The sequence below is a fragment of the Streptomyces sp. AC1-42W genome (assembly GCF_003248355.1).
Lineage (GTDB): Bacteria > Actinomycetota > Actinomycetes > Streptomycetales > Streptomycetaceae > Streptomyces.
This window is the reverse complement of the sequence record NZ_QKWY01000002.1, coordinates 920,019-940,378: the sequence shown is the minus strand read 5'-3', so window position 1 is coordinate 940,378 and position 20,360 is coordinate 920,019. Positions and strand designations below refer to the sequence as shown.

Genomic DNA, 20,360 nt, shown 5'->3' with positions numbered 1-20,360 from the left:
TTACAGCACCTCCGGCGCGAGCGAGATGATCTTCATGAACTTCTTCTCGCGCAGCTCACGGCCCACCGGGCCGAAGATACGGGTGCCGCGGGGGTCGCCGTCGTTCTTCAGAATGACGGCGGCGTTCTCGTCGAAGCGGATGTACGAGCCATCCTGGCGACGACGCTCCTTGACGGTGCGAACGATGACGGCCTTGACGACGTCACCCTTCTTCACGTTGCCACCGGGGATCGCGTCCTTGACGGTGGCGACGATGACGTCACCGATGCCCGCGTAGCGGCGACCCGAGCCACCGAGAACACGGATGGTGAGAATTTCCTTCGCACCCGTGTTGTCGGCGACACGCAGTCGCGACTCCTGCTGGATCACGTCTATCTCCTGATCGTCTGCCGGTTCCCGGCAGGGGTCCCTTGACGGGAACCCCTGCCGAGCCTGGCGGAACTGACCCGAGGGGAAGTCCCCTCAGGAATTACTTGGCCTTCTCGAGGATCTCGACGATGCGCCACCGCTTCGTGGCGGACAGCGGCCGGGTCTCCATCAGGAGGACGCGGTCGCCGACACCGGCGGCGTTCTGCTCGTCGTGGGCCTTGAGCTTGTTCGTACGGCGGATGACCTTGCCGTACAGGGCGTGCTTCACGCGGTCCTCGACGGCGACGACGACGGTCTTGTCCATCTTGTCGCTGACGACGAGGCCCTCACGGGTCTTGCGGAAGCCGCGCTCGGCGGTCTTGCTCTCAGTCACAGTGTTCTCGCTCATCAGACGCTCTCCACCGTTTCGATGCCCAGCTCGCGCTCGCGCATCAGGGTGTAGATCCGGGCGATGTCCTTACGGACGGACTTGAGCCGACCGTGGTTCTCGAGCTGGCCCGTCGCCGCCTGGAAGCGGAGGTTGAACAGCTCTTCCTTGGCCTCGCGGAGCTTGTTGAGGAGCTCCTCGTTGCCCAGCTCGCGCAGCTCGGACGCCTTGGTACCGGCCGACATCACGCTTCACCTGCCTCGCGCTTGACGATCCGGCACTTCATCGGCAGCTTGTGGGCCGCACGGGTCAGCGCCTCACGGGCGATCTTCTCGTTGGGGTACGACAGCTCGAACATGACGCGTCCGGGCTTGACGTTGGCGATCCACCACTCCGGCGAACCCTTACCGGAACCCATGCGGGTCTCGGCCGGCTTCTTCGTCAGGGGACGGTCCGGGTAGATGTTGATCCAGACCTTGCCGCCACGCTTGATGTGACGCGTCATGGCGATACGAGCGGACTCGATCTGACGGTTCGTCACGTAGGCCGGGGTCAGCGCCTGGATGCCGTACTCGCCGAACGCAACCTGCGTGCCACCCTTGGACATACCGCTGCGCTTCGGGTGGTGCTGCTTGCGGTGCTTGACCCTACGGGGGATCAGCATTTCGGTCAGGCCTCCGTTCCGGTGCTCTCAGCAGCCGGAGCAGCGGCGGTCGCCTCGGCCTTGGGGGCCTCGGCGGCCGGAGCCGACTGCTGCGGCTTGCGGCCGCGGCCGCCACGCTCGCCACCGCGGCCACCGCGGCCGGCCGGGCGGTCGGCGCCGCCACGGGCCGGGCGGTTGCCCGCACGGGCGGCGGCGTTCTCGGCGCGGACCTCGGCGATGTTCTTGACGTCGCCCTTGTAGATCCAGACCTTCACGCCGATGCGGCCGAAGGTCGTCTTGGCCTCGAAGAAGCCGTAGTCGACGTTCGCGCGGAGCGTGTGCAGGGGCACACGGCCCTCGCGGTAGAACTCCGAGCGGGACATCTCGGCGCCGCCGAGGCGGCCACCGCACTGGACCTTGATGCCCTTGGCGCCGGCCTTCATCGTGCTCTGCATGCTCTTGCGCATGGCACGGCGGAAGGAGACGCGGGAGGACAGCTGCTCGGCGACGGCCTGGGCCACCAGCTGAGCGTCCGTCTCGGGGTTCTTGACCTCGAGGATGTTCAGCTGGACCTGCTTGCCGGTCAGCTTCTCCAGCTCGCCGCGGATGCGGTCGGCCTCGGCGCCGCGGCGGCCGATGACGATGCCCGGACGAGCGGTGTGGATGTCGACGCGGACGCGGTCGCGGGTGCGCTCGATCTCAACCTTCGAGATGCCGGCGCGCTCCATGCCCTTCGTCATCATGCGACGAATGGCGACGTCTTCCTTGACGTAGTCCTTGTACAGCTTGTCGGCGTACCAGCGGGACTTGAAGTCCGTGGTGATGCCGAGCCGGAACCCGTGCGGGTTTACCTTCTGGCCCATTACCGGGTTCCTTCCTTGCTGCTGACGACCACGGTGATGTGGCTGGTCCGCTTACGGATCCGGTAGGCGCGGCCCTGGGCGCGCGGACGGAACCGCTTCAGGGTCGGACCCTCGTCCACGTACGCCTCGCTGATGACCAGCGAAGAGGCGTCGGTGTGGTCGTAGTTGTGTGCGGCGTTGGCAATGGCGCTGTCCAGCACCTTGCCGACCGGCACGCTCGCGGCCTGCGGGGCGAAACGCAGGACCGCCTGAGCCTCCGTGGCATCCATGCCACGGATGAGGTCCACCACGCGGCGGGCCTTCATGGGCGTGACGCGGATGTACCGCGCCTGGGCCCTGGCTTCCATGGTTGTCCCTTCGGTGTAAGTCATAGTCAGTCACCCCGCGTTAGCGGCGCTTCGACTTCCGGTCGTCCTTGACGTGGCCGCGGAAGGTGCGAGTCGGCGAGAACTCGCCGAGCTTGTGGCCGACCATCGACTCGGTGACGAACACCGGGACGTGGATCTTGCCGTTGTGCACCGCGATGGTGTGACCCAGCATGGCCGGGACGATCATCGAGCGACGGGACCAGGTCTTGATGACGTTCTTGGTGCCTGCCTCGTTCTGTGCGTCCACCTTCTTGGCGAGGTGGCCGTCGACGAAGGGCCCCTTCTTGAGACTGCGCGGCATCTAAACCCGCTCCTAGCGCTTCTTGTTCGTCTTGCGGCGGCGGACGATGTACTTGTTCGACGCCTTCTTGGGCGAACGAGTACGACCTTCCTTCTTACCCCACGGCGAAACCGGGTGACGGCCACCGGAGGTCTTGCCCTCACCACCACCGTGCGGGTGGTCGACCGGGTTCATGACGACACCGCGGACGGTCGGGCGGACGCCCTTCCACCGCATGCGGCCGGCCTTGCCCCAGTTGATGTTCGACTGCTCGGCGTTGCCGACCTCGCCGATGGTGGCGCGGCAGCGGGCGTCGACCAGGCGGATCTCACCCGACGGCATACGAAGGTGGGCCATGGTGCCCTCCTTCGCCAGCAGCTGCACGGAGGCACCCGCGGAGCGGGCGAACTTCGCGCCGCCGCCGGGCCGCAGCTCGATGGCGTGGATCGTCGTACCGACCGGGATGTTGCGCAGCGCCAGGTTGTTGCCGGGCTTGATGTCGGCGGCGGGGCCGTTCTCGACACGGTCGCCCTGCGCCAGGCCACGCGGCGCGATGATGTAGCGCTTCTCGCCGTCCGCGTAGTGCAGGAGCGCGATGCGCGCGGTGCGGTTGGGGTCGTACTCGATGTGCGCGACCTTGGCCGGCACGCCGTCCTTGTCGTGACGACGGAAGTCGATCACGCGGTAGGCGCGCTTGTGGCCACCGCCCTGGTGGCGAACGGTCACACGACCGGTGTTGTTACGGCCGCCCTTGTTGTGCAGGGGGCGGACCAGCGACTTCTCCGGCGTGGACCGCGTGATCTCGACAAAGTCGGCGACGCTGGAGCCACGACGGCCCGGGGTCGTCGGCTTGTACTTGCGGATACCCATTATGTCTCAGTCCTCGGAAGATTCCCGGATCCTGGACGACTCGGCCTCACTAGGAGGTCGGGCCGCCGAAGATGTCGATACGGTCGCCCTCAGCGAGGGTCACGATGGCGCGCTTGGTGTCCGCGCGCTTGCCGAAACCGGTGCGGGTGCGCTTGCGCTTGCCCTGGCGGTTGATCGTGTTGACCCCGGTGACCTTGACCGAGAAGACCGCCTCGACGGCCTGCTTGATCTGGGTCTTGTTGGAGCCCGGCGCGACGATGAACGTGTACTTGTTCTCGTCGAGCAGCGCGTAGCTCTTCTCCGAGACAACCGGCTTGACGAGAACGTCGCGCGGGTCGTCGTAGGTCTTGCTGGTAACGGTCGCCTCGCTCATCAGGCGTCGCTCCCTTCGGTCTCAGCGGTCTGGGGGCCAGACACGAAGGACTCGAAGGCGGCCTGGGTGAAGACCACGTCGTCAGAGACGATCACGTCGTACGTGTTCAGCTGGCCCGGCTCCAGGATGTGCACCTGGGGCAGGTTGCGTGCGGAGAGCCACGCGGCCTCGTCGTTGCGGTCGACGACCAGGAGCAGGTTCTTGCGCTCCGAGATCTTGCCGAACAGCGTCTTGGCGGCCTTCGTGGAGATCCCACCCTCGACCACGCCGGTGACGACGTGGATGCGGGAGTGACGCGCCCGGTCGGAGAGGGCACCGCGGAGGGCGGCGGCCTTCATCTTCTTCGGGGTGCGCTGGGAGTAGTCACGCGGCTGCGGGCCGTGGACGACGCCACCGCCGACGAACTGCGGCGCGCGGGTCGAGCCCTGGCGCGCGCGGCCGGTGCCCTTCTGGCGGTACGGCTTGCGCCCACCACCGCGGACCTCGCCACGGGACTTGGTCTTGTGCGTGCCCTGACGGGCAGCTGCCAGCTGTGCGACGACGACCTGGTGGATCAGCGGAACGCTGGTCTTCGCGTCGAAGATCTCCGCGGGGAGCTCGACGGTACCGGCCTTGTCGCCTGCCGGCGAAAGGATGTCAATGGTGCTCATTACCTCAAGCCCCCTTGGCCGCGGTACGGACCAGGACGAGGCCGCCGTTCGGACCGGGGACCGCGCCCTTGATGAGCAGCAGACCCTTCTCCGCGTCAACCGCGTGGATGGTCAGGTTCTGGGTGGTGACGCGCTCGTTACCCATCCGACCGGCCATGCGCATGCCCTTGAAGACACGCCCAGGGGTGGCGCAGCCACCGATCGAACCGGGGGAACGGTGCTTGCGCTGCACGCCGTGACCGGCGCCGAGGCCCCGGAAGTTGTGGCGCTTCATGACGCCGGCGAAGCCCTTGCCCTTGCTCTTGCCGGTGACGTCGACCTTGACGCCGGACTCGAACACCTCGGCGGTGATCTCCTGGCCGAGCGTGTACTCGGACGCGTCCGGGGTGCGGAGCTCCACCAGGTGGCGGCGCGGGGTGACGTCGGCCTTGGCGAAGTGACCCTTGAGGGGCTTGTTCACCTTGCGCGGGTCGATCTCGCCGAAGGCGATCTGGACCGACTCGTAGCCGTCGCTGTCGTTGGTGCGGACCTGGGTGACGACGCAGGGCCCGGCCTTGACGACGGTCACCGGGACGACCCGGTTGTTCTCGTCCCAGACCTGGGTCATGCCGAGCTTCTCGCCCAGGACGCCCTTAATGTTCTTAGCCATCTCGCGCGTCACCTCAGAGCTTGATCTCGATGTCGACGCCCGCCGGCAGGTCGAGACGCATGAGCGAGTCAACCGTCTTCGGCGTGGGGTCGAGGATGTCGATGAGGCGCTTGTGCGTGCGCATCTCGAAGTGCTCGCGCGAGTCCTTGTACTTGTGCGGCGACTTGATGACGCAGTACACGTTCTTCTCAGTGGGCAGCGGCACCGGGCCCGCGACCGACGCACCAGTGCGGGTCACCGTCTCGACGATCTTCTTCGCCGAGGAGTCGATGACCTCGTGGTCGTAGGCCTTGAGCCGGATGCGGATCTTCTGTCCCGCCATGGCTACTAGTAGTCCTGTCTCTCGTATTCACGCTCTGGAACCCGGGGTTCGGTAACTCCGTCTCCGACCCACGCGGTCGGGCGTGTCGCATCCCCTCTACGTAGAAGTCCCGAAGGATTTCCCAACCAAGGGGGTGCGGGCCGAAGACCACGCTGCCGGGGGCGAATCCCCACCGGGTGCCTGGCCGGTGCCCCACTTACGCTTCCCGGAAGATTCCCGTACGTCCGGCCCGCATGGGGCCGACGAGTACTGTGGGACTCGCTTCCGGTCCTCCCGGCGGGAGGCGCGCAGCATTGACACTCAACCGAGCAACCTGGCTAGTGTGCCACACGCGTCACGAGCCTGGCCAATCGGGCCGGGATCTTACCCCGGCCGGGTGGGTGCTCAAACGCAGGCACGCTTCGGGGCGCCGTGAACCGGCCGCCCGATCAGGTGCGGCTCGCCTTCCAGCAGCTGCCGTCGTCCGTCGCGGACAGGCGCCGGCTGCGGTCGTACGGGTCCTTGGCGGGCCCGGTGGCGGGGGCTCCGGTGGGCGCGCCGTCGCGGAACGCCGGGTGGTAGTAGCCGTCGTACACGTCGCACGCGCTGTTGCCGAACTCGCTGTCGTAGCGGTGGAGGGTGAGCTTGCCCGGCGTCGCCCGCCACCTGCCCGGGTCCAGCAGTGAGGTCGTCAGGTCCCGGCGGATGATCGTGCGGCTCACCACGTCGTCCGCGTCCCCGTCCGTGCCCGCCCGGACCAGCGGGTAGACGAAGGTGTAGTCGGCGTGCACCCGGACCTCGCCCGGCTGCTCCCCCGCCGCGAACGTCATCCGCCCCCGCACCCGGACCACGTCACCGGCCAGGGCCACCTCGGCCGGGTCGAAGCGGCTCACCAGGTCCAGCGGGTCGTGCTTCTCGTCCGGGTCGCGCAGGGCGCGCCGCAGGTCCGGCAGTATCTCGGGCTGCTTCGGGTCGAGCAGGGCCAGCGCGGCGGCGGGCCGCCCGCCGCTCAGCACGGCCGGGTCCAGATTGGTGGCGACCAGGAACTCCTTCGTCAGGCGCAGGGCGAGCGCGACGTCGGCCTTGCTCATCCCGCCCGTGGCCTTCGCCTCGGGCAGCTCGATGGCATCGGCCCCGGAGGCCCACCGCTCGGCGGGCGAGCCGCGGAAGGGGTGGGCGCGGGTGGGCAGGCCGGTCCGGACCGCCGGGGCGGCGGACGGCCGCGCCGTCTCGGCGGGCAGCGGCGGGGCGTCGGTCGCGGCGGCCTCGGCGTGGTGGCCGGGGAGCCGGTCCAGCAGGAGCGACGGCCGTACGACGACCAGGGTCACCCCCGCGACGAGCGCCAGCACGAGCACCGTGCGCACGGTCCGCAACGGGCCGCGCCGCGTCTCCTGCCGGGCGGGGCCGGTGCGCCAGCCCGGCGGAAGCGCCGGCTCCGGAGTCCGCTTCCGCCGCTGCCACCACCGCCTGCGGCCGGCCGCCGCCTCGTCCTGCTCACGCAGCCGGCGCGTCACCATCCGCGCCCGCGCGGAAGGCTCCTTGGGCACCTGCCCCCCACCCTCCGCGGCCTCCCGCTGGAACGCCTCCCACTGCGCGTCGGAGATGGAGGACGGCTCCCGGCCGTCACCGGGTCTGTCGTCGGGGTGCTTGGGGGGCGGGACGGTGCTCACGGGTTCGCTTTTTCACGGTAAGTACGGGACGGCACGGGGCCGCACAAGATCACCGGACATTGTCGTCACCGCTCCCGCTGTGTCCGTAACCGCGTCGAACTCGCGATCGAATCGATGCACGGCCGAGTCCGGATATGGCTCATTGTCGGAGGGGCGGGCTACTCTCCGGCCATGGATCTGCCGTACAACACCAGGCCCTCGACGGAGGAGATCGTCGCGGCTGTTCCCGGACTCGCGCCGTACGCACGGCCTGCGGTGGTACTGGCCCCCGAACCGGGGGAGCCGACGGTTCACCAGAGTTCTGTGGGCGGACCGTTGCTCTGGCCTGCCGATGAGCCCTGGCCGCACTGCGACATCCCGGACGAGAAGTCCGGTTCCGGGGCGCCGGCGACGGCCATGGTGGCGGTGGTGCAGGTGTACCGGCGGGACGCACCGGGTGACTGGTGGCCCGAGGGCAAGGATGTGTTTCAGCTTCTGTGGTGTCCCAACGTGCACTGGGATCCCCCCGCTCCGCATGCCGATGTCAGCCCGGTCGTCGAGATCCGCTGGCGCAGCAGCGCCGACGTCACGCGCGTACTCGGGTCGCCCCCGCTGCCAGTACGGCAGGAGGAACCGGACTACGGGTACACCCCGGTACGGTGCGCGCTCACCGCGGTGCCTCTCGTCGACTTCCCCTACCCACAGGCCCTGCCGGACGGGGAACTCGTCAAGTCTGTCGAGAAATACGCTGAGGCAACTGGGGGTGAAGGCGATGTCATCACCCGGGTGGCCGGGATCAAGTTCGGCGGATGGCCCACCTGGCACCTCACAGACCCTTGCGAAGTCCCGTGCCATACCTGCGGCGCCCCGTGCCGTCTGCTCTTCACCGTGGCCAGTGACGACACCACTGGAATCACGGTGGGCAGGTGGGGCGACTTCCGGGTCTTCACCTGCCCAGACAGTGACGGGCACGGCTACGTCTTCGACCAGCACTGAGCCCTTTCAGCGTTGACGCTGAGAACGCCGGCATCGTCGAAGGCCTGCAGATCGTCCAGGACTGGTGGGAGGCCGACGTGTCGCTCGGCCTCCCACCGCATCCCGTCCCCGGATGGCTGCCGCCTGGACCGACGAGCGACACGGATGGTGGCGACCTTCTCCGTCCGGCGCACCTTGCCACGCTCCCACGGTCGCTCTGATGTCGTATCCGAGATTTCCTCGCTCGGTTCCGGGGTGGCCGATGCCGAGTCGACCGTTGATATTGATCGGCTCTCACGACTCAGCGCTTGCGGTCGGGGTTCCACTCATAGGCGCCGGGGGACGTCTCGATGACTTCGCGGGGCCAGGTCTTCCGGACGTGTTCCAGACTCTTGCGATGCTCCGCCCTCCAGTCTTCCCGGGGCCGAGTCCCCAGAACAGTCCAGAGGCGGTCCGGGTCGGTGATCTGGATCGACAGTTCGCCGTCCTCGTGTACGTGAATTTCCAGGTTCAGGCCACGCTCTCCGCCGATTCCGGCGGTCCTGCCCGGCCCCAAATCGGACAACTGCTGCTCCCAGGAGTCCAGGTCGTCGTGGAAGAGGTAGAGGTCGAGCCGGGCGTCCACGAAACTCGTGGAGACGAGAACCTCCGCACGCAAGATGTCGTGGCCGGTCAGCACGCCCGGCTGGTACCGCCCCGCGACACGCACAACGCAGCGGTCGCCGTCGGGATCGGCGAGGTGGATCAGGTCCACCGGGGCCGGTGCCATCATGACGTTGCTCGCTTTCGTAAGTCGGCGTGGGCCATATCGTTCCCTACCGACCGCACATCGTCGCAGCCGGCGCCCGGTATGGGGAAATCGCCCAGCGGTGCGAGCCGGTGCCACGAAACGGCCTCCGATCGCGTCCGGCCGTTACCAGAGCTTCTTGAGGCGATGCTTGATCACGTGAGCGACTTGGCCGAGACCGGCGGGCCGCTCACCGGCGGCCGCGGCAACCGTGCGGTCCATGCGTACACATCAACGCGTACGACCTCGACCGTTGGGCCGAGGTCGTGGAGTCTGTCGCGGCCGGGGAGAAGGCCACCTGGCTGGAAAGCGGGCGCTCCCCGCGAATCATGATCGGCCCGATGGAGGAGAACGGGAGCGGGTGCACGGAGGTGAGCGTCTGCGACGTCACCGGCTCACAGGTCTTCGTCACCGTGCCCCTCATGGATCAGCCCGGTTGGGAAGCACACCACCAGATGCTCGCGGTCGTCAGAAGCCGCTTCAAGCTGGAGCGGTAATAGGGCCGCGGCTCAGGGCCGCCCTCCGCGAGTCCGATGGCCCCGCCCGCTCAGGATTCCGCTCCCGGGCCTACTCGAAGAGGCCGTACGCCTCCGAGCGAGTGCCCGCGCCGCCCTCAAGCCACGCTCCGGTGCCCGGTTGGAACGGAACCGGGACGTCACCCTCGGCCTCGGCGATGAACGGCATCTCCACGGTGTCCTGGACGAAGGTGTGCAGGAACGCGGTGAAGCCCCCGTCGAAGAAGGCGAGGTCCGACCCACGGCCCGGGCGGCCCGCGATGGTCCAGCGATCGGGGGCTCCCTCGGACGTGACCCAGTACAGGCTGTCACTGCCCGTGGTGAAACCCCAGGGCAGCCATCCGCCCGGTTCCGGGAACAACGGCACACGAGGCGCCGCACCGGTGAGCTGAGCACGTACTCGGGCACCCTCGTGCGCTGCGGCGAGGCGGGCCGCCAGCTCCGTGTTGCTGTTCTCGACGCCGGGCACGCAGACGAACAAGTAGTCGTCGAAGCCGCCGGGGCCGAACCAGTACACGTACTCCTTGTAGTCCGCCGGCAGCGACGTCCCCACGGCCGCCTCGGCGCGGCCCCAGTCCACCCGGTAGCGACGGGGAGCGGCGAGCCCGGCGTCACGGGCCAGGCGCTCGATACTCACAGGGACCTCCAGTGCTGACCCACAAACTCGTGGAGACAAGCACCTCCGCACGCTGGATGTCGTGGCTGGTCAGCTTTCCCTGCCGGAGACACAGCTCTCGGCTCTCAGCCACGCCTCTGTCGCGCTGGTCACCCTGCAAGGAAGTACGCAATTCTTGATTTCTGAAATGCGATTGCTTCGCCACACTGAGGGCTACTCAGCTCAGCCCCCAACCCCACCCCGAACTGCTCTTCGAATCTTTCGCGTACCGCCTCGTAGCAGAAACCAAGAACCCCATACAGCACTTCACCCGAGAGCCCCTCAGGCGCATCCGCACACCCGAGAATGGCAGACATGAAATGAGTCGCACCGGGCTCATCCGCCTGGTCGTCAACGTCATTCCAAGAGTCAAGAATTTCATCAGAAAGCACCAACTCTTCAGCCCCTGAGCGAACGCACTCATGAGCAGCGCGCATGCTCACGCTGACGTAATCCCTCACCACTCCAGGCTGCATTGGGCCCATCTTTTCCAGAGTCCAATCCATCACGGATACGGCAATGACCAACCTTTCAGCAGGGAGGATATCCTGCAGCCGCCCCTGGTATGAACGCATCTCTTGAGTCCACAGATACATATTCTGCCTTTTGACTTCACGGGCCAGTTCCAACGCCCCAGCGGCCAACTACTCGAACGTTCTTGTACTTCTGACTGCCGAGCCTGCCAGCACAGTCCTGGCGCTTTGGCCCACACGGTACGCGTGACGTCGCTACGCGCCCGCTTGAGCCTACCTCACCCAGGTCAACCGCATTGAGCAGCAGTTGCTCGGCATCAGTTCGATTGGGCCCTTTGAGTCGCACTCCAAATACTCGCCGGTATCCAAGCTGCTTTTCAGCCAAGTCCGTTGCGTCAGGGTTGATCTTGCTCCTGTTCACCGCATATACCAGCTCGCCATCAAGGACGCCTGTGGTGACAGTCGTTCCGTTGTAGGCACGGTCTCCATACCGCGTCCGCCATGTTTCATGGATTGCGTCAGCGTCAGCCTGCAACTGTGCATCTGTCTTGTGCGGAGGGCCTGACCTGTTCTGCGTCCCAGGAGAGCCGACCCCGACAGCGGGCAGTGGCGTGCAGGTGTTGCCGGCGGCTGGTCCTGTCGCAGGGTTGCAGTAGGCGAGTCCGGTATCGGGGTCAAGGAGGTTGCCGTAACTGGAGCACTGAAAGCCGAGGCCGCCGCCCGTGCAGTCGCCACTCAGTCCAAGCAGGTCGAAATAGTCGTTAAGAGACCCTTCGGTAAAGCCATCCAGGTCCTTGACCACGTTGGTGAAGGAGTCGTCGACGAACTCCTGGTGCCCCTTGTCCGTCGTCGCACTGCTGGAGGGTCGTGCCGTCTTGTGGGACAGCGCGTCCTCGATCAGCTTGTCCCACGGCGGCGGGGGCGGCGGCGGGGGCGGGCCGACCGGGCCCTGCCCGCCGACACCAGGTCCACCGGCGGTGGGTCCGGTGCCTTTGACGCCCGTGAGGGGAGAGCAGTACCAGCCGCAGCCAGATGACAACGTCGGCTGACGATTACCCTCGGTGCTCGGCTGGCTGCCGCACTCGTGCCCGAAGACAGCCGTGCACGAGTCGTCACCCACGGGAGTCGCATCCCAGACGATGCCCACGATGAGTCCGACGACGCCCAGCGCCCTCGTACCGAACTTCAGTACGCGGCTGCCGTACTTCGTCGCCGCGTGCCCTGCGGTGTTGGCATAGCGCTCGGCCTCGTCGATGCCCTTGCTGATCCAGTCGGTGTCGACGCAGTGGCCGAACACACACACATCGTGTCCGCTCGGGTCCGTGTTGGTCAGCGGGTCACCGCCGCCGTATCCGTACCGGTTCGCGTTGATGGACGGCACCGGGTTCAGCGTCCAGGAGTCACGGGAGGTGAAGCCGCCGTTGGCCGGGTCGTACCAGCGGGCGTGCATGTTCACCTGCCCGGTGTCCGGGTCGGTGTACTCGCCCTGGTAGCCGAGCGGGGCTGCCGTGCCCGACCGCGCCGTGAGCTCGCCGAACGGGGAGTAGCCCGTCGAGCCGCCCACAGCACCCGTGGCCGCGTCCACCGAAGCCGTCACGTCGCCGTGCAGCGCGTCCGACAGCAGCACGCTCGCGTCCGTGCCGTCGGCGGCGGCCGAGGACACCGCCTCGCCCGCAGGGTCGCGGAAGACCAGGCCCGCGGCCGTGGCGACGGGGTTGTTGGACTGGTCGCCGTAGATCAGACGCTGACCGCCCTGGGTGACCAGACGGTCCAGCGCGTCGTACGCGTACGCCGTGCCGTCCGCGGAGATCATCCGGCCCATCGCGTCGAACGTCGCCGCGTGCGTACCGCTCCCGTCCGTGCTGCCGGTGCGGGTGCCGCGCGCCGAGTACGTGTACGTCGTGTCCCCGGCCGTCAGCAGCCGGTTGCGCTCGTCATACGTCGCTGTGATGCCGCCCGCGCCGGTGCGGTTGCCCGCCGCGTCCCAGGTGTAGTCGGTCACCGCGCCGCTGACACCGGTCCAGCTGGTGATGCGGCCCGCCCAGTCGTAGCCGTAGGACTGGGTGCCCGCGCCGGCCGTGCCCGTTGTCGTCTTCCCGGTGAGGCGGGACGCCTTGTCGTAGGTGTAGGCCGTCGACGCGGTCGTGGTTCCGGCCGGGGACTTCACCTCGTCCGAGGCCGGGCGGTCCAGGACGTCGTAGGCCAGCGAGCGGGTCGCGCCCGTGGAGCCGTACGCCACCGACGTCAGGCGCGAGGCGCTGTCGTAGCCGTACTTCACCGTCGACCGCGTCAGCGGGTCCGCTGCCGTCTTCAGACGGCCGGCCGTGTCGTAGCCGAAGACGGCCCGGCCTGCGGCGTCCGTGCGGGTGGTGAGGCGGCTCTCCTCGTCGTAGGCGAAGGACGCCGTGCCGGAGGGGCCGTCCGCCGACAGCAGGTCACCGCGGTCGTCGTAGGTGAAGGTGTCCGTGCCGCCGGGCGCGCTCGCCGAAACAAGGCGACCGGCCGCGTCATAGCCGAAGGTGTCCGGGGTGGTGGCCGCCTCGCCGCCGGAGCCCGTGGCCCTGGTCAGCCGGCCCAGCGCGTCGAAGGTGCGCTGCACCGTCACACCGCCCGGCTGGAGCTCCTTCACCGGCCGGTCGGCCGCGTCGTACACCGTGGTCCAGGTGCGGTCCGCCGCCTGCGGGTGGGCGGTGGTGGACGGCTCCACCACCGACTCCAGCGAGCCGTGGCTGGTGAAGCCGTACCAGGTCGTGTTGCCCCGGCCGTCGGTGAGGCGAGTGCGGTGACCGGTCGCGTCGTAGCCGTACGTCGTCGTGACCGCCGTGTCGGCGTCGACCGGCTCGACCAGCCGGGTGAGGCGGCCCAGTGCGTCGAACGTCTGCGTGACCGTGTGGCCCAGCGCGTCCGTGACCTCGGTCGGGTTGCCGTCCGCGTCGTAGGTGGAACTCGACGTCCGCAGGACGGTACCCGCGCTGTCCTCGTCCGTGACCCCGGTCGTCCGGCCCGCCGTGTCGTACGTCGTGCGGGTGGTCCGTCCCTGCGGGGTCGTCACCGTCACGGGCAGGCCGGTGGGGCCGTAGCCGTAGGCCGTGACACCGCCCGCGGTGTCCGTGGCGGTGAGCGGGTCGCCCGCCGTGTTGTACGTCCCGGTCGCCGTCAGGCCGGTCGGGCTCTTCGTCGACCGCAGGTTGCCGGCGTCGTCGTAGCCGAGGGTTGTGGTGAACACACCCTGGGCCGGGTGGCGTTCGATCTCCGTGGCCGTGACCTGGCGGCCGAGCTCGTCGTACGTCGCCTCGGTGCGGGCACCGGTCGGACCGGTGGCCGACAGCTGCTCGCCCAGCAGGTCATAGGTGAACGTGGAGACCGGGTTGGCCGCGCCGTCCTCGGGGGCGGGTTCTTCCACCTTGGCGAGGTTGCCCAGCTGGTCGTAGGTGTACGTCGTGACCTTGCCGAGGGCGTCGGTCTCGCTCTCCAGGTCGCCCGCCTCGTTGTAGCTGCGGGAGACCTTGCTGGTCAGCGCGGTGGTGGCACCCGCCGGGGTATAGGACGGCAGGGTGATGCCGGTCGCGCGGCCCAGGCGGTCGTACGCGGTGTGCGTGACGAGGCCGGCCGGGTCGCGGACGTCTGCCGTCTCGCCGAAGGCGTTGTAACCGACGGTGATGGTCGGGCGCACGGTCGCCGCCGCGGACTGCCGGGTCTCGGCGGTTACCGGGGCCGCACGCGTCCCGGTCAGGCGACCGAGGGCGTCGTAGGTGTAGTGCGTGGTGTACGCGGCCGGGTCGGCGCCTGCGGCGTTGCCGCGCGGGGAGGTCTCCGAGACCGCCAGCCCCCGGTCGTCGACCGTGTACGTGGTGACCAGGTCGTCGGCGCCGTTCTCGACCGTCTGCCGGGTGACCGCGCCGGTGACGTCTCGGTTCAGGGTGACCTTCTCGGTCCGAGTGCCGCCCGCTCCCGTGTGGGTCTCGGTGAGCACGTCACCCGCGGGGTCGTACGTGTACGCGATGCGGCGCGCCAGGCCCGACGGGTCCAGGACCGCCGCGGTGGTGCGGCCGGCGGCGTCGATCTCGTACGCCGTGGTGACCTTGCCGTTGCCGGTGGTCTCGCCGACCAGGTTGCCCGCCGCGTCGTACGTGCGGTCGCTCAGCACGAGGTCGCGGGTGGAGCCGTTCGGGTCGTGGAAGCCGACCAGGACCATCTGGGCCTGGAGGCCGTCGTCGTAGTACGTGGTGCGGGTGGTACGGCCCATCGCGTCGGTGTGTTCGGCGATCCGGCCCGCCGGGTCGTACGCGTAGGAGTCGAGCACCACGTCCTGCGCGGTGGACGGGTCGTTCGGGTCGCCCGTGTAGCCGGCGAGCGTCATCGTCGCCAGCTGACCGAGCGCGGTGTACGTGTACCGGAACGTGCCCCGGCCGGGCATCGTACGGCTGGTCTGGTGGCCGTAGGTGTCGTACGCGTACGTCTCCCGGCCGCCCTCGGGTCCGGTGAGGGTGGCGGCGCGGCCGTGGGCGTTGTAGGTGCGCGTGGTGGTGCGGGTGGCGGCGCCGCCGAGGAGGTCGGCCACCGACTCCGTCAGGACCCGGCCGTCCTCGTCGTAGGTGTAGGTGGTGCGCGCCCGCTGGTCGGCACCGGTGACCTCGTTGGTGGTGACCGGTCCGGTGACCGTGGCCGGACGGGATTCCCCGTCGTAGACCGTGGTCGTGCTCACGCCGTCCGGGTAGGCGTCCGAGACCACCGTGCTGCGGGTCTCGCGCCCCAGGGCGTCGTAGGAGTACGCGGTGGCGACACCCTTCGGGTCGGTCACCTCGGCCAGGTCACCCGCTGCGGTGTAGGTCCGCTCGGTCACCCCGCCACGCACGTCGGTGCTGGTGGCGAGCAGGCCGGCCGGGACCGTGCCGCCACCGGCCGCGCTCTCGGTGCCGTCGGTGAAGGTGAAGGACTCGGTGCGGCCGGAGGGGAAGTCCGGGGTGGCCGGGGTGGTGGTGGAGGTCCGGTCGCCGTGGCTGTCGTAGCCGTACGTCGTCCTGTACGCGTTGTCGGACGCGTTCGCCGAGCGGGCGTCGCGGACGGCGGTGAGCTGGTCGTTCCGGGGGTCGAGCGGGTCGTCCGCGTTCAGGTAGTAGGTGTAGTACGAGGTATGGCAGGTGGCCTCGTCGGCGGCGTCCCGGCAGGTTGTCTGGGAGATCTTGTTGCCGCGCTCGTCGTTGCCGAAGCGGGTGACGGTGCCGTCGGGGCCGGTGGTGGCGGCCAGGAAGCCGCCGGTGTCGTAGGCGAAGGTGCCGGTGTGGCCCGCCGCGTCCTTCTGGCTGATGAGGCGGTTGCCCTGGAGCGGGTCGTAGGTGTAGGCGGACGCGCGCTTGTCGGGGTCGGTGACCGTGACAGTGAGGGTGGTGGTCCCGGCGACGGCGTCCTGGTCGTCGGTGGCGGGCTTGGCGTCGGTCCCGGTCGCCGCGAGGTCGGAGAGCGTGTACGTGCCGCCGTCCGCGTCCGTGTAGGAGGACACCCGGTCGTGCACGGTGTCGTACGCGACCGCCGAGTGCACGCGCCCGCTGGGCAGGGTCACCCCGGTGAGCTGCTGGGCGACCTCGGCGGCGGCGTGGTGCTGGGCGACGGTGCTAGCGCCGAGGGGGCGGCTGTAGACGGCCGCCTCGTCGATGTCGCCGGTGAGGTGGCCGATGGTGCCGGTGGTGGCGGGCCAGTTGTTCCAGTAGCCGGCGCCGAGGTAGACGAAGCGCTGGTCGTACTGGGTGATGTCGCCGCTGAGGCTGCCGGCCTTCTTGCCGTCGAGGTACAGCGTCTGGGTGTTGCCTGCGGCGGTGAGGGCCGCGTGATGCCAGGTGCCGTCGTTGACGGTCGTGGCCGAGGTGATGGGAGCGGCCTTGCCGTTCCAGAACTCGCCGCGCAGCTTTCCGTCGGTTCCGACGTAGAGGGCGGGGGTGTTCTTGCCGGCGGTGGCCTCTTCGAGGGTGTGGTCCTGGTAGCTGAGCAGGACACCGCTGCCGGTGGTGCGGAACCACAGTTCGGCGGTGAGGTAGGGGGTGTCGGAGATCAGCTGGTCCGGCAGCTGCACGTAGGACGTGGTGCCGTTGAAGGTGACGGCCGTGTCCGCGCTCCCCGCGAGCGCGCCGGCGGTGCCGAGCCGCACGTCCCGGTAGGTGGCGGCGTGCTCGTCGCGGTCGAGCGGCAGGTCGCTCGCGGCGTCGGTGGCGCCCTCCTTCTCGTCGAGGCGCCAATAGGAGAACGGTCCGGCGTCGTGGACCACGGTGCGGTGGTGCGAGCCGTCGCCGTAGCTGTAGACGGTGCAGTGCCCGGTGGTGTCCTCCGGGCCGCAGACCTGGGTCAGCCGGTCGCTGTCGTAGGTGTACGTCCAGGTCAGCGGGTCGGTGCCGGTCGCCGGGGCGTCGGTGGTGACCGTCCTGACGTGGCCGCCGGTCCACGTGAGGTGCAGGGCGCGCCCGCCGGTCGCGGTGACTGTGGTCAGCTCGCCGGAGGTGTTGTACGTGAGCGTCTGCGCGCGGTCGCGGTAGTCGGTGACCCGGGTGAGGCGCCCGTCGCCGTCGAAGACGTACGAGGTCTGGTCCTTGTCGGTCAGCTTCCAGCCGCCTCCGGAGACCGAGGTGAGGGTGGAGAAGCTGCCGTACGGGGGTGCGTAGCTGCCGTCGGGGTTCTTGCCGAAGCGGACCTGGCGGCCTGTGGGCAGGGTGGCGACGACGTTGCCGGTGCCGTCTTCGTCGGGTGCGATCCGCATGTCGTAGCGGGTGGTCCAGCCGGCCCCGAAGGCGTTGTCGGAGCGCGGGTCGCGGCTGTTGTAGGTACGGGCCACGGTCAGGCCGGGGCCGGTCGTGGCGACGGTCGCGTCGGTGTCGGTGGTGGTGTAGTTGCCGATGCCGGGGTCGACCTCGCGGCCGTCGCCGGCCGGTCCCTGGTCGCCGAGGTGCGAGGTGATCGCGGGCTGCTCGACGGCGGTGGTGAAGGTGTAGAAGGGGCTGAGCGCGGTCGCCAGGCCGTTCTCACGGGCCTTGACGCGCCAGATGTACTGCTTGCCCCAGGTCAGCCGGGACGCGGGGACGTTCCATGTCCGCTTGGTCCGCCAGCCGGAGTTGACGCAGTCCGTGGGCTCGTCCGCCGTACCGGAGCAGACCTCGAAGTAGTGGTCGATCGCGGCGCCGGCCGGGTAGTGGTCGACGGTCTCGGTGTCCATGAACAGGGTCGGGGTGAGGCTGCCGACCTGCCCGCCGGGGTGCGGGTAGACATCGGTGACGCGGGGACCGACGTCCTGGGAGGTGACGGCGACGGTGGCGACGGGAACGCTCTCGGTGGAGAACCACTTCTGGTCGCGCAGCCGCTGTACGTCGAAGTTGAGCTTGTACTTCCCCGGGGGAAGCGGGGGTATGCGGGCGCTCAGGGTGGCGTCGTCGCCCGGTGTCAGGCGCTCGTCGAAGCGGGTGAACGCCTTCTGTTCCATGAGGGCGCCGGTGCTGTAGTTGCGGACGCGGGTGCCGAGGCGGACCTCGTTCCAGCCTTGCGGCTCCCAGGTGAAGTCACCGAGGTTCTTGACGGTGACGTCCACTTCACCGCTCTGGCCGCCGGTCAGCGGGGCGGTCTGCGACCCGACGGTGTACTGCGCGCCGTAGGCGCTGTGGGTGACGCTGAGGTACGGCTTGTTGGCGGAGTTGGCGCTGCCGAAGCGCTTCCAGGGGCCGGAGCTCTCGAAGTCGGCCCAGATCGCGAGCCCGTTGTTGGTGATGGAGCCGTCGACCCAGCCCTGGACGAGGTCGACGCCCTTGTTGCCGAGGTCGATGGTCCGCCACTTGGAGCCGCCGCAGTTCTCGCCGTACGCGAACGAGTCGGTGGCGATCAGGTGGTCGAAGCTCGCCGGGCGGTTGTTCCAGGTGACCGTGGTGGAACTCCATGAGCCGGTGACCTGGTTGACGGTCATCTTCTGGGCGCTGCAACTGGACGACCAGACGTTGAACAGGCCGAGGTCCGCGTTGAGGATGTACCGGTGCTTGAGCTTGCTGGTGACGTTGTTGAACCGCATCAGGCTCATGGCACGGCTGGTGCCCGCGTCGTAGCTGCCGATCTTCAGCTCGTCGTCGCCGGCGAAGTTGCTGTCCGGCCAGGAGTTCTGGACGAAGGCGTCGCCGTTGCTGTCGATGTCGTCCACGCTCGGGTCGACCTTGACCGGGTAGACGCGCTCCGGCGCGTCCAGCCACGCGTCGTCCAGTTCGACCTTCAGCGACCAGTGGCCGTCCTGCTCGGTGAGGGCGTAGTCGACGTCGCCGGAGAGGGCGGGGCCGCCGGTCTCCGGATCGTGCGAGGAGTCCTCCATCCAGCCCTTGGGGATGATGGCCTGGGCGGCGCCGTCCGCGTCCTTCAGGAGGACCGCGCCGTGCTCGTCCAGGGAGGGGGTGAGCCCGTCGAGGTCGAGCGGGAACGTCCAGACGTGCGGCGCGTCGGACGAGTCGAGGACGATGGTCTCCTTGACCGCGCCGTGCGTCGCCTGAAGGGTCACGTCCGCGCCCGGCCGGATTCCGGCGTAGTGCGCGGTGTCGCCGTCGACCTGTGCGGTGGTGTCCGACGCTCCGTCGAGCCCGAAGCCGACCGCGTGCTTCCCCTCGTCCAGGGTCAGCCGGGCCAGGGCCGGGTCGTCGCCCTGTGGGGCGAGGGTGAGTCCGGTGTCGTCGGAGGCGGCGGCGAGCCGGTCGCCGTCCGTCTTCGCGGCCTCGGGAACGCCCTTGGCCTCGTCGGCCGGAACCAGCGAGGTGTCGATGTCCTGCCAGGTTCCGGTGGCGTCCTCGTAGTGCACGGGCTCGGTGTAGACCCGGGTGGTGCGGGTGCCGTCGGGGTTGCCGAACTCCTTGGACGTGGCCGTCCGTTCGGCGGGTATCTCGATGCTCTTGTCCGGGTCGTAGCCGGTCGCGCCGTCCGCGTCGGCGGTCTCGGTTCCCGGTTCGAGGGCGGTCTGCGCCACCTCCGGCTCGACCGTCGCGAACCCGTTGCCGCCGTCGTGCAGCGGCAGGGCGCCCTTGCCCGCCTCCAGGTCCACCGGGTCGAGGTCGTTGCGGCCGGTGGCGTCGGTGCGGTCGGCGCCGACCTCGTGGTCGCGGCCCGCCGCGGTCCCGGTGCGCTGGGTGGGAGCCTCGGTGTCGGGCCAGGGCGCCGCGGCGTCGGCGGCGCGCGCGACCGGCGTCAGGGCGGGGGCCGGCAGCAGAGTCGCGCCGAGCGCCAGGAACACGCTGCCGGCCGTCAGGGCGGCGGCGCGCGAGGAACGCCACCGGAGGGGGTGCCGGAAGACCGCATGCGGACGGGGGCGGCTGGGCCCGGAACTCCCTCAAACCGAGAACCGACCGCCCCCCGTGGGGAGCGATCGGCCGGAAGCGGGGTGCCGGGCCCGCCGAAGATCAGGGAGACCCCTCGGCGGCGTACACGTTAATTGAATCCTCCCCCAGCTGAAGCAGGGGGATTCCTGGCTCACGCCGCCTGCCGGGTCGGCGACCCGGCAGGTCTTCCACGCTCAACACCAGCCGGGACGAAACCTGCCCGGTTCGGCATGGCAAAGCTTGGAGGTGCGTG

19 protein-coding genes are annotated in these 20,360 nt (G+C 69.1%); 2 read left to right on the top strand and 17 right to left on the bottom strand.

From position 1 onward, the window contains the following. The 13 genes from rplN to DNK56_RS22175 all read right to left on the bottom strand — a co-directional run bounded on the left by rplN (window position 1) and on the right by DNK56_RS22175 (window position 7,403). Entirely contained in the window at window positions 1–369 is a 369-nt protein-coding gene (gene rplN, locus DNK56_RS22235) for a 50S ribosomal protein L14 (RefSeq protein WP_003966950.1), read from the bottom strand. 100 nt (window positions 370–469) lie between these two features. Next, window positions 470–757: a 30S ribosomal protein S17 gene (gene rpsQ, locus DNK56_RS22230; RefSeq protein ID WP_111337420.1), complete on the bottom strand. Its 288-nt coding sequence runs from the start codon at window positions 755–757 to the stop codon at window positions 470–472. Continuing rightward, window positions 757–981, bottom strand: a complete 225-nt coding sequence (gene rpmC, locus DNK56_RS22225) for a 50S ribosomal protein L29 (RefSeq protein ID WP_014047786.1) — start codon at window positions 979–981, stop codon at window positions 757–759. Before rpmC ends, rpsQ begins: the two co-directional genes overlap by 1 nt. Further along, window positions 981–1,400 (bottom strand): 50S ribosomal protein L16, encoded by a 420-nt coding sequence (gene rplP, locus DNK56_RS22220; protein ID WP_018101222.1) that lies wholly within the window; start codon window positions 1,398–1,400, stop codon window positions 981–983. The genes rpmC and rplP overlap by 1 nt, the downstream gene beginning before the upstream one ends. A gap of 5 nt (window positions 1,401–1,405) precedes the next feature. Further along, window positions 1,406–2,242, bottom strand: a complete 837-nt coding sequence (rpsC, locus tag DNK56_RS22215) for a 30S ribosomal protein S3 (protein WP_111337418.1) — start codon at window positions 2,240–2,242, stop codon at window positions 1,406–1,408. Then, the gene (gene rplV, locus DNK56_RS22210; RefSeq protein WP_004571827.1) at window positions 2,242–2,589 is read right to left on the bottom strand and encodes a 50S ribosomal protein L22; all 348 of its coding nucleotides are present in this window, start codon (window positions 2,587–2,589) and stop codon (window positions 2,242–2,244) included. The genes rpsC and rplV overlap by 1 nt, the downstream gene beginning before the upstream one ends. 40 nt (window positions 2,590–2,629) lie before the next feature. Continuing rightward, a complete protein-coding gene (gene rpsS / locus DNK56_RS22205) occupies window positions 2,630–2,911 on the bottom strand; it encodes a 30S ribosomal protein S19 (RefSeq protein ID WP_073964433.1) in 282 nt (93 codons plus the stop codon). A gap of 12 nt (window positions 2,912–2,923) precedes the next feature. Beyond that, window positions 2,924–3,760, bottom strand: a complete 837-nt coding sequence (rplB, locus tag DNK56_RS22200) for a 50S ribosomal protein L2 (protein WP_111337415.1) — start codon at window positions 3,758–3,760, stop codon at window positions 2,924–2,926. A gap of 49 nt (window positions 3,761–3,809) precedes the next feature. Next, on the bottom strand, window positions 3,810–4,133 hold the full coding sequence (gene rplW / locus DNK56_RS22195; RefSeq protein ID WP_111337412.1) for a 50S ribosomal protein L23: 324 nt from the start codon (window positions 4,131–4,133) through the stop codon (window positions 3,810–3,812). After that, window positions 4,133–4,783: a 50S ribosomal protein L4 gene (gene rplD, locus DNK56_RS22190; RefSeq protein ID WP_111337409.1), complete on the bottom strand. Its 651-nt coding sequence runs from the start codon at window positions 4,781–4,783 to the stop codon at window positions 4,133–4,135. The genes rplW and rplD overlap by 1 nt, the downstream gene beginning before the upstream one ends. A gap of 4 nt (window positions 4,784–4,787) precedes the next feature. Then, on the bottom strand, window positions 4,788–5,432 hold the full coding sequence (gene rplC / locus DNK56_RS22185) for a 50S ribosomal protein L3 (RefSeq protein WP_111339468.1): 645 nt from the start codon (window positions 5,430–5,432) through the stop codon (window positions 4,788–4,790). Window positions 5,433–5,445: 13 nt separating this feature from the next. After that, window positions 5,446–5,754 carry a 30S ribosomal protein S10 gene (gene rpsJ, locus DNK56_RS22180; protein ID WP_003948644.1) on the bottom strand — a complete coding sequence of 103 codons (309 nt, stop codon included), beginning with the start codon at window positions 5,752–5,754 and terminating at the stop codon, window positions 5,446–5,448. A 428-nt stretch (window positions 5,755–6,182) separates the two neighbouring features. Further along, window positions 6,183–7,403, bottom strand: coding sequence for a hypothetical protein (locus tag DNK56_RS22175; RefSeq protein WP_111337406.1), 1,221 nt, complete (start codon window positions 7,401–7,403; stop codon window positions 6,183–6,185). A 171-nt stretch (window positions 7,404–7,574) separates the two neighbouring features. Between DNK56_RS22175 and DNK56_RS22170 the strand changes: the two genes are divergently transcribed. After that, window positions 7,575–8,378: a hypothetical protein gene (locus DNK56_RS22170; RefSeq protein ID WP_241990055.1), complete on the top strand. Its 804-nt coding sequence runs from the start codon at window positions 7,575–7,577 to the stop codon at window positions 8,376–8,378. Between the two features lie 280 nt (window positions 8,379–8,658). Here the strand turns inward: DNK56_RS22170 and DNK56_RS22165 are convergent, their stop codons facing one another. Next, window positions 8,659–9,129, bottom strand: coding sequence for a DUF5959 family protein (locus tag DNK56_RS22165; protein ID WP_111337403.1), 471 nt, complete (start codon window positions 9,127–9,129; stop codon window positions 8,659–8,661). 245 nt (window positions 9,130–9,374) lie between these two features. On the opposite strand from DNK56_RS22165, the gene DNK56_RS22160 reads away from it, so the two are divergent. Then, window positions 9,375–9,641, top strand: a complete 267-nt coding sequence (locus DNK56_RS22160) for a DUF5959 family protein (protein WP_274543565.1) — start codon at window positions 9,375–9,377, stop codon at window positions 9,639–9,641. Between the two features lie 70 nt (window positions 9,642–9,711). Here the strand turns inward: DNK56_RS22160 and DNK56_RS22155 are convergent, their stop codons facing one another. From DNK56_RS22155 to DNK56_RS22150, 3 genes are all read right to left on the bottom strand, one after another. Then, window positions 9,712–10,296, bottom strand: coding sequence for a hypothetical protein (locus DNK56_RS22155; protein WP_111337397.1), 585 nt, complete (start codon window positions 10,294–10,296; stop codon window positions 9,712–9,714). Window positions 10,297–10,424: 128 nt separating this feature from the next. Next, window positions 10,425–10,958 (bottom strand): hypothetical protein, encoded by a 534-nt coding sequence (locus DNK56_RS34780; protein WP_146610440.1) that lies wholly within the window; start codon window positions 10,956–10,958, stop codon window positions 10,425–10,427. Further along, window positions 10,927–20,022, bottom strand: coding sequence for a DNRLRE domain-containing protein (locus DNK56_RS22150; protein ID WP_111337395.1), 9,096 nt, complete (start codon window positions 20,020–20,022; stop codon window positions 10,927–10,929). Before DNK56_RS22150 ends, DNK56_RS34780 begins: the two co-directional genes overlap by 32 nt. Window positions 20,023–20,360 lie beyond the last annotated feature (338 nt).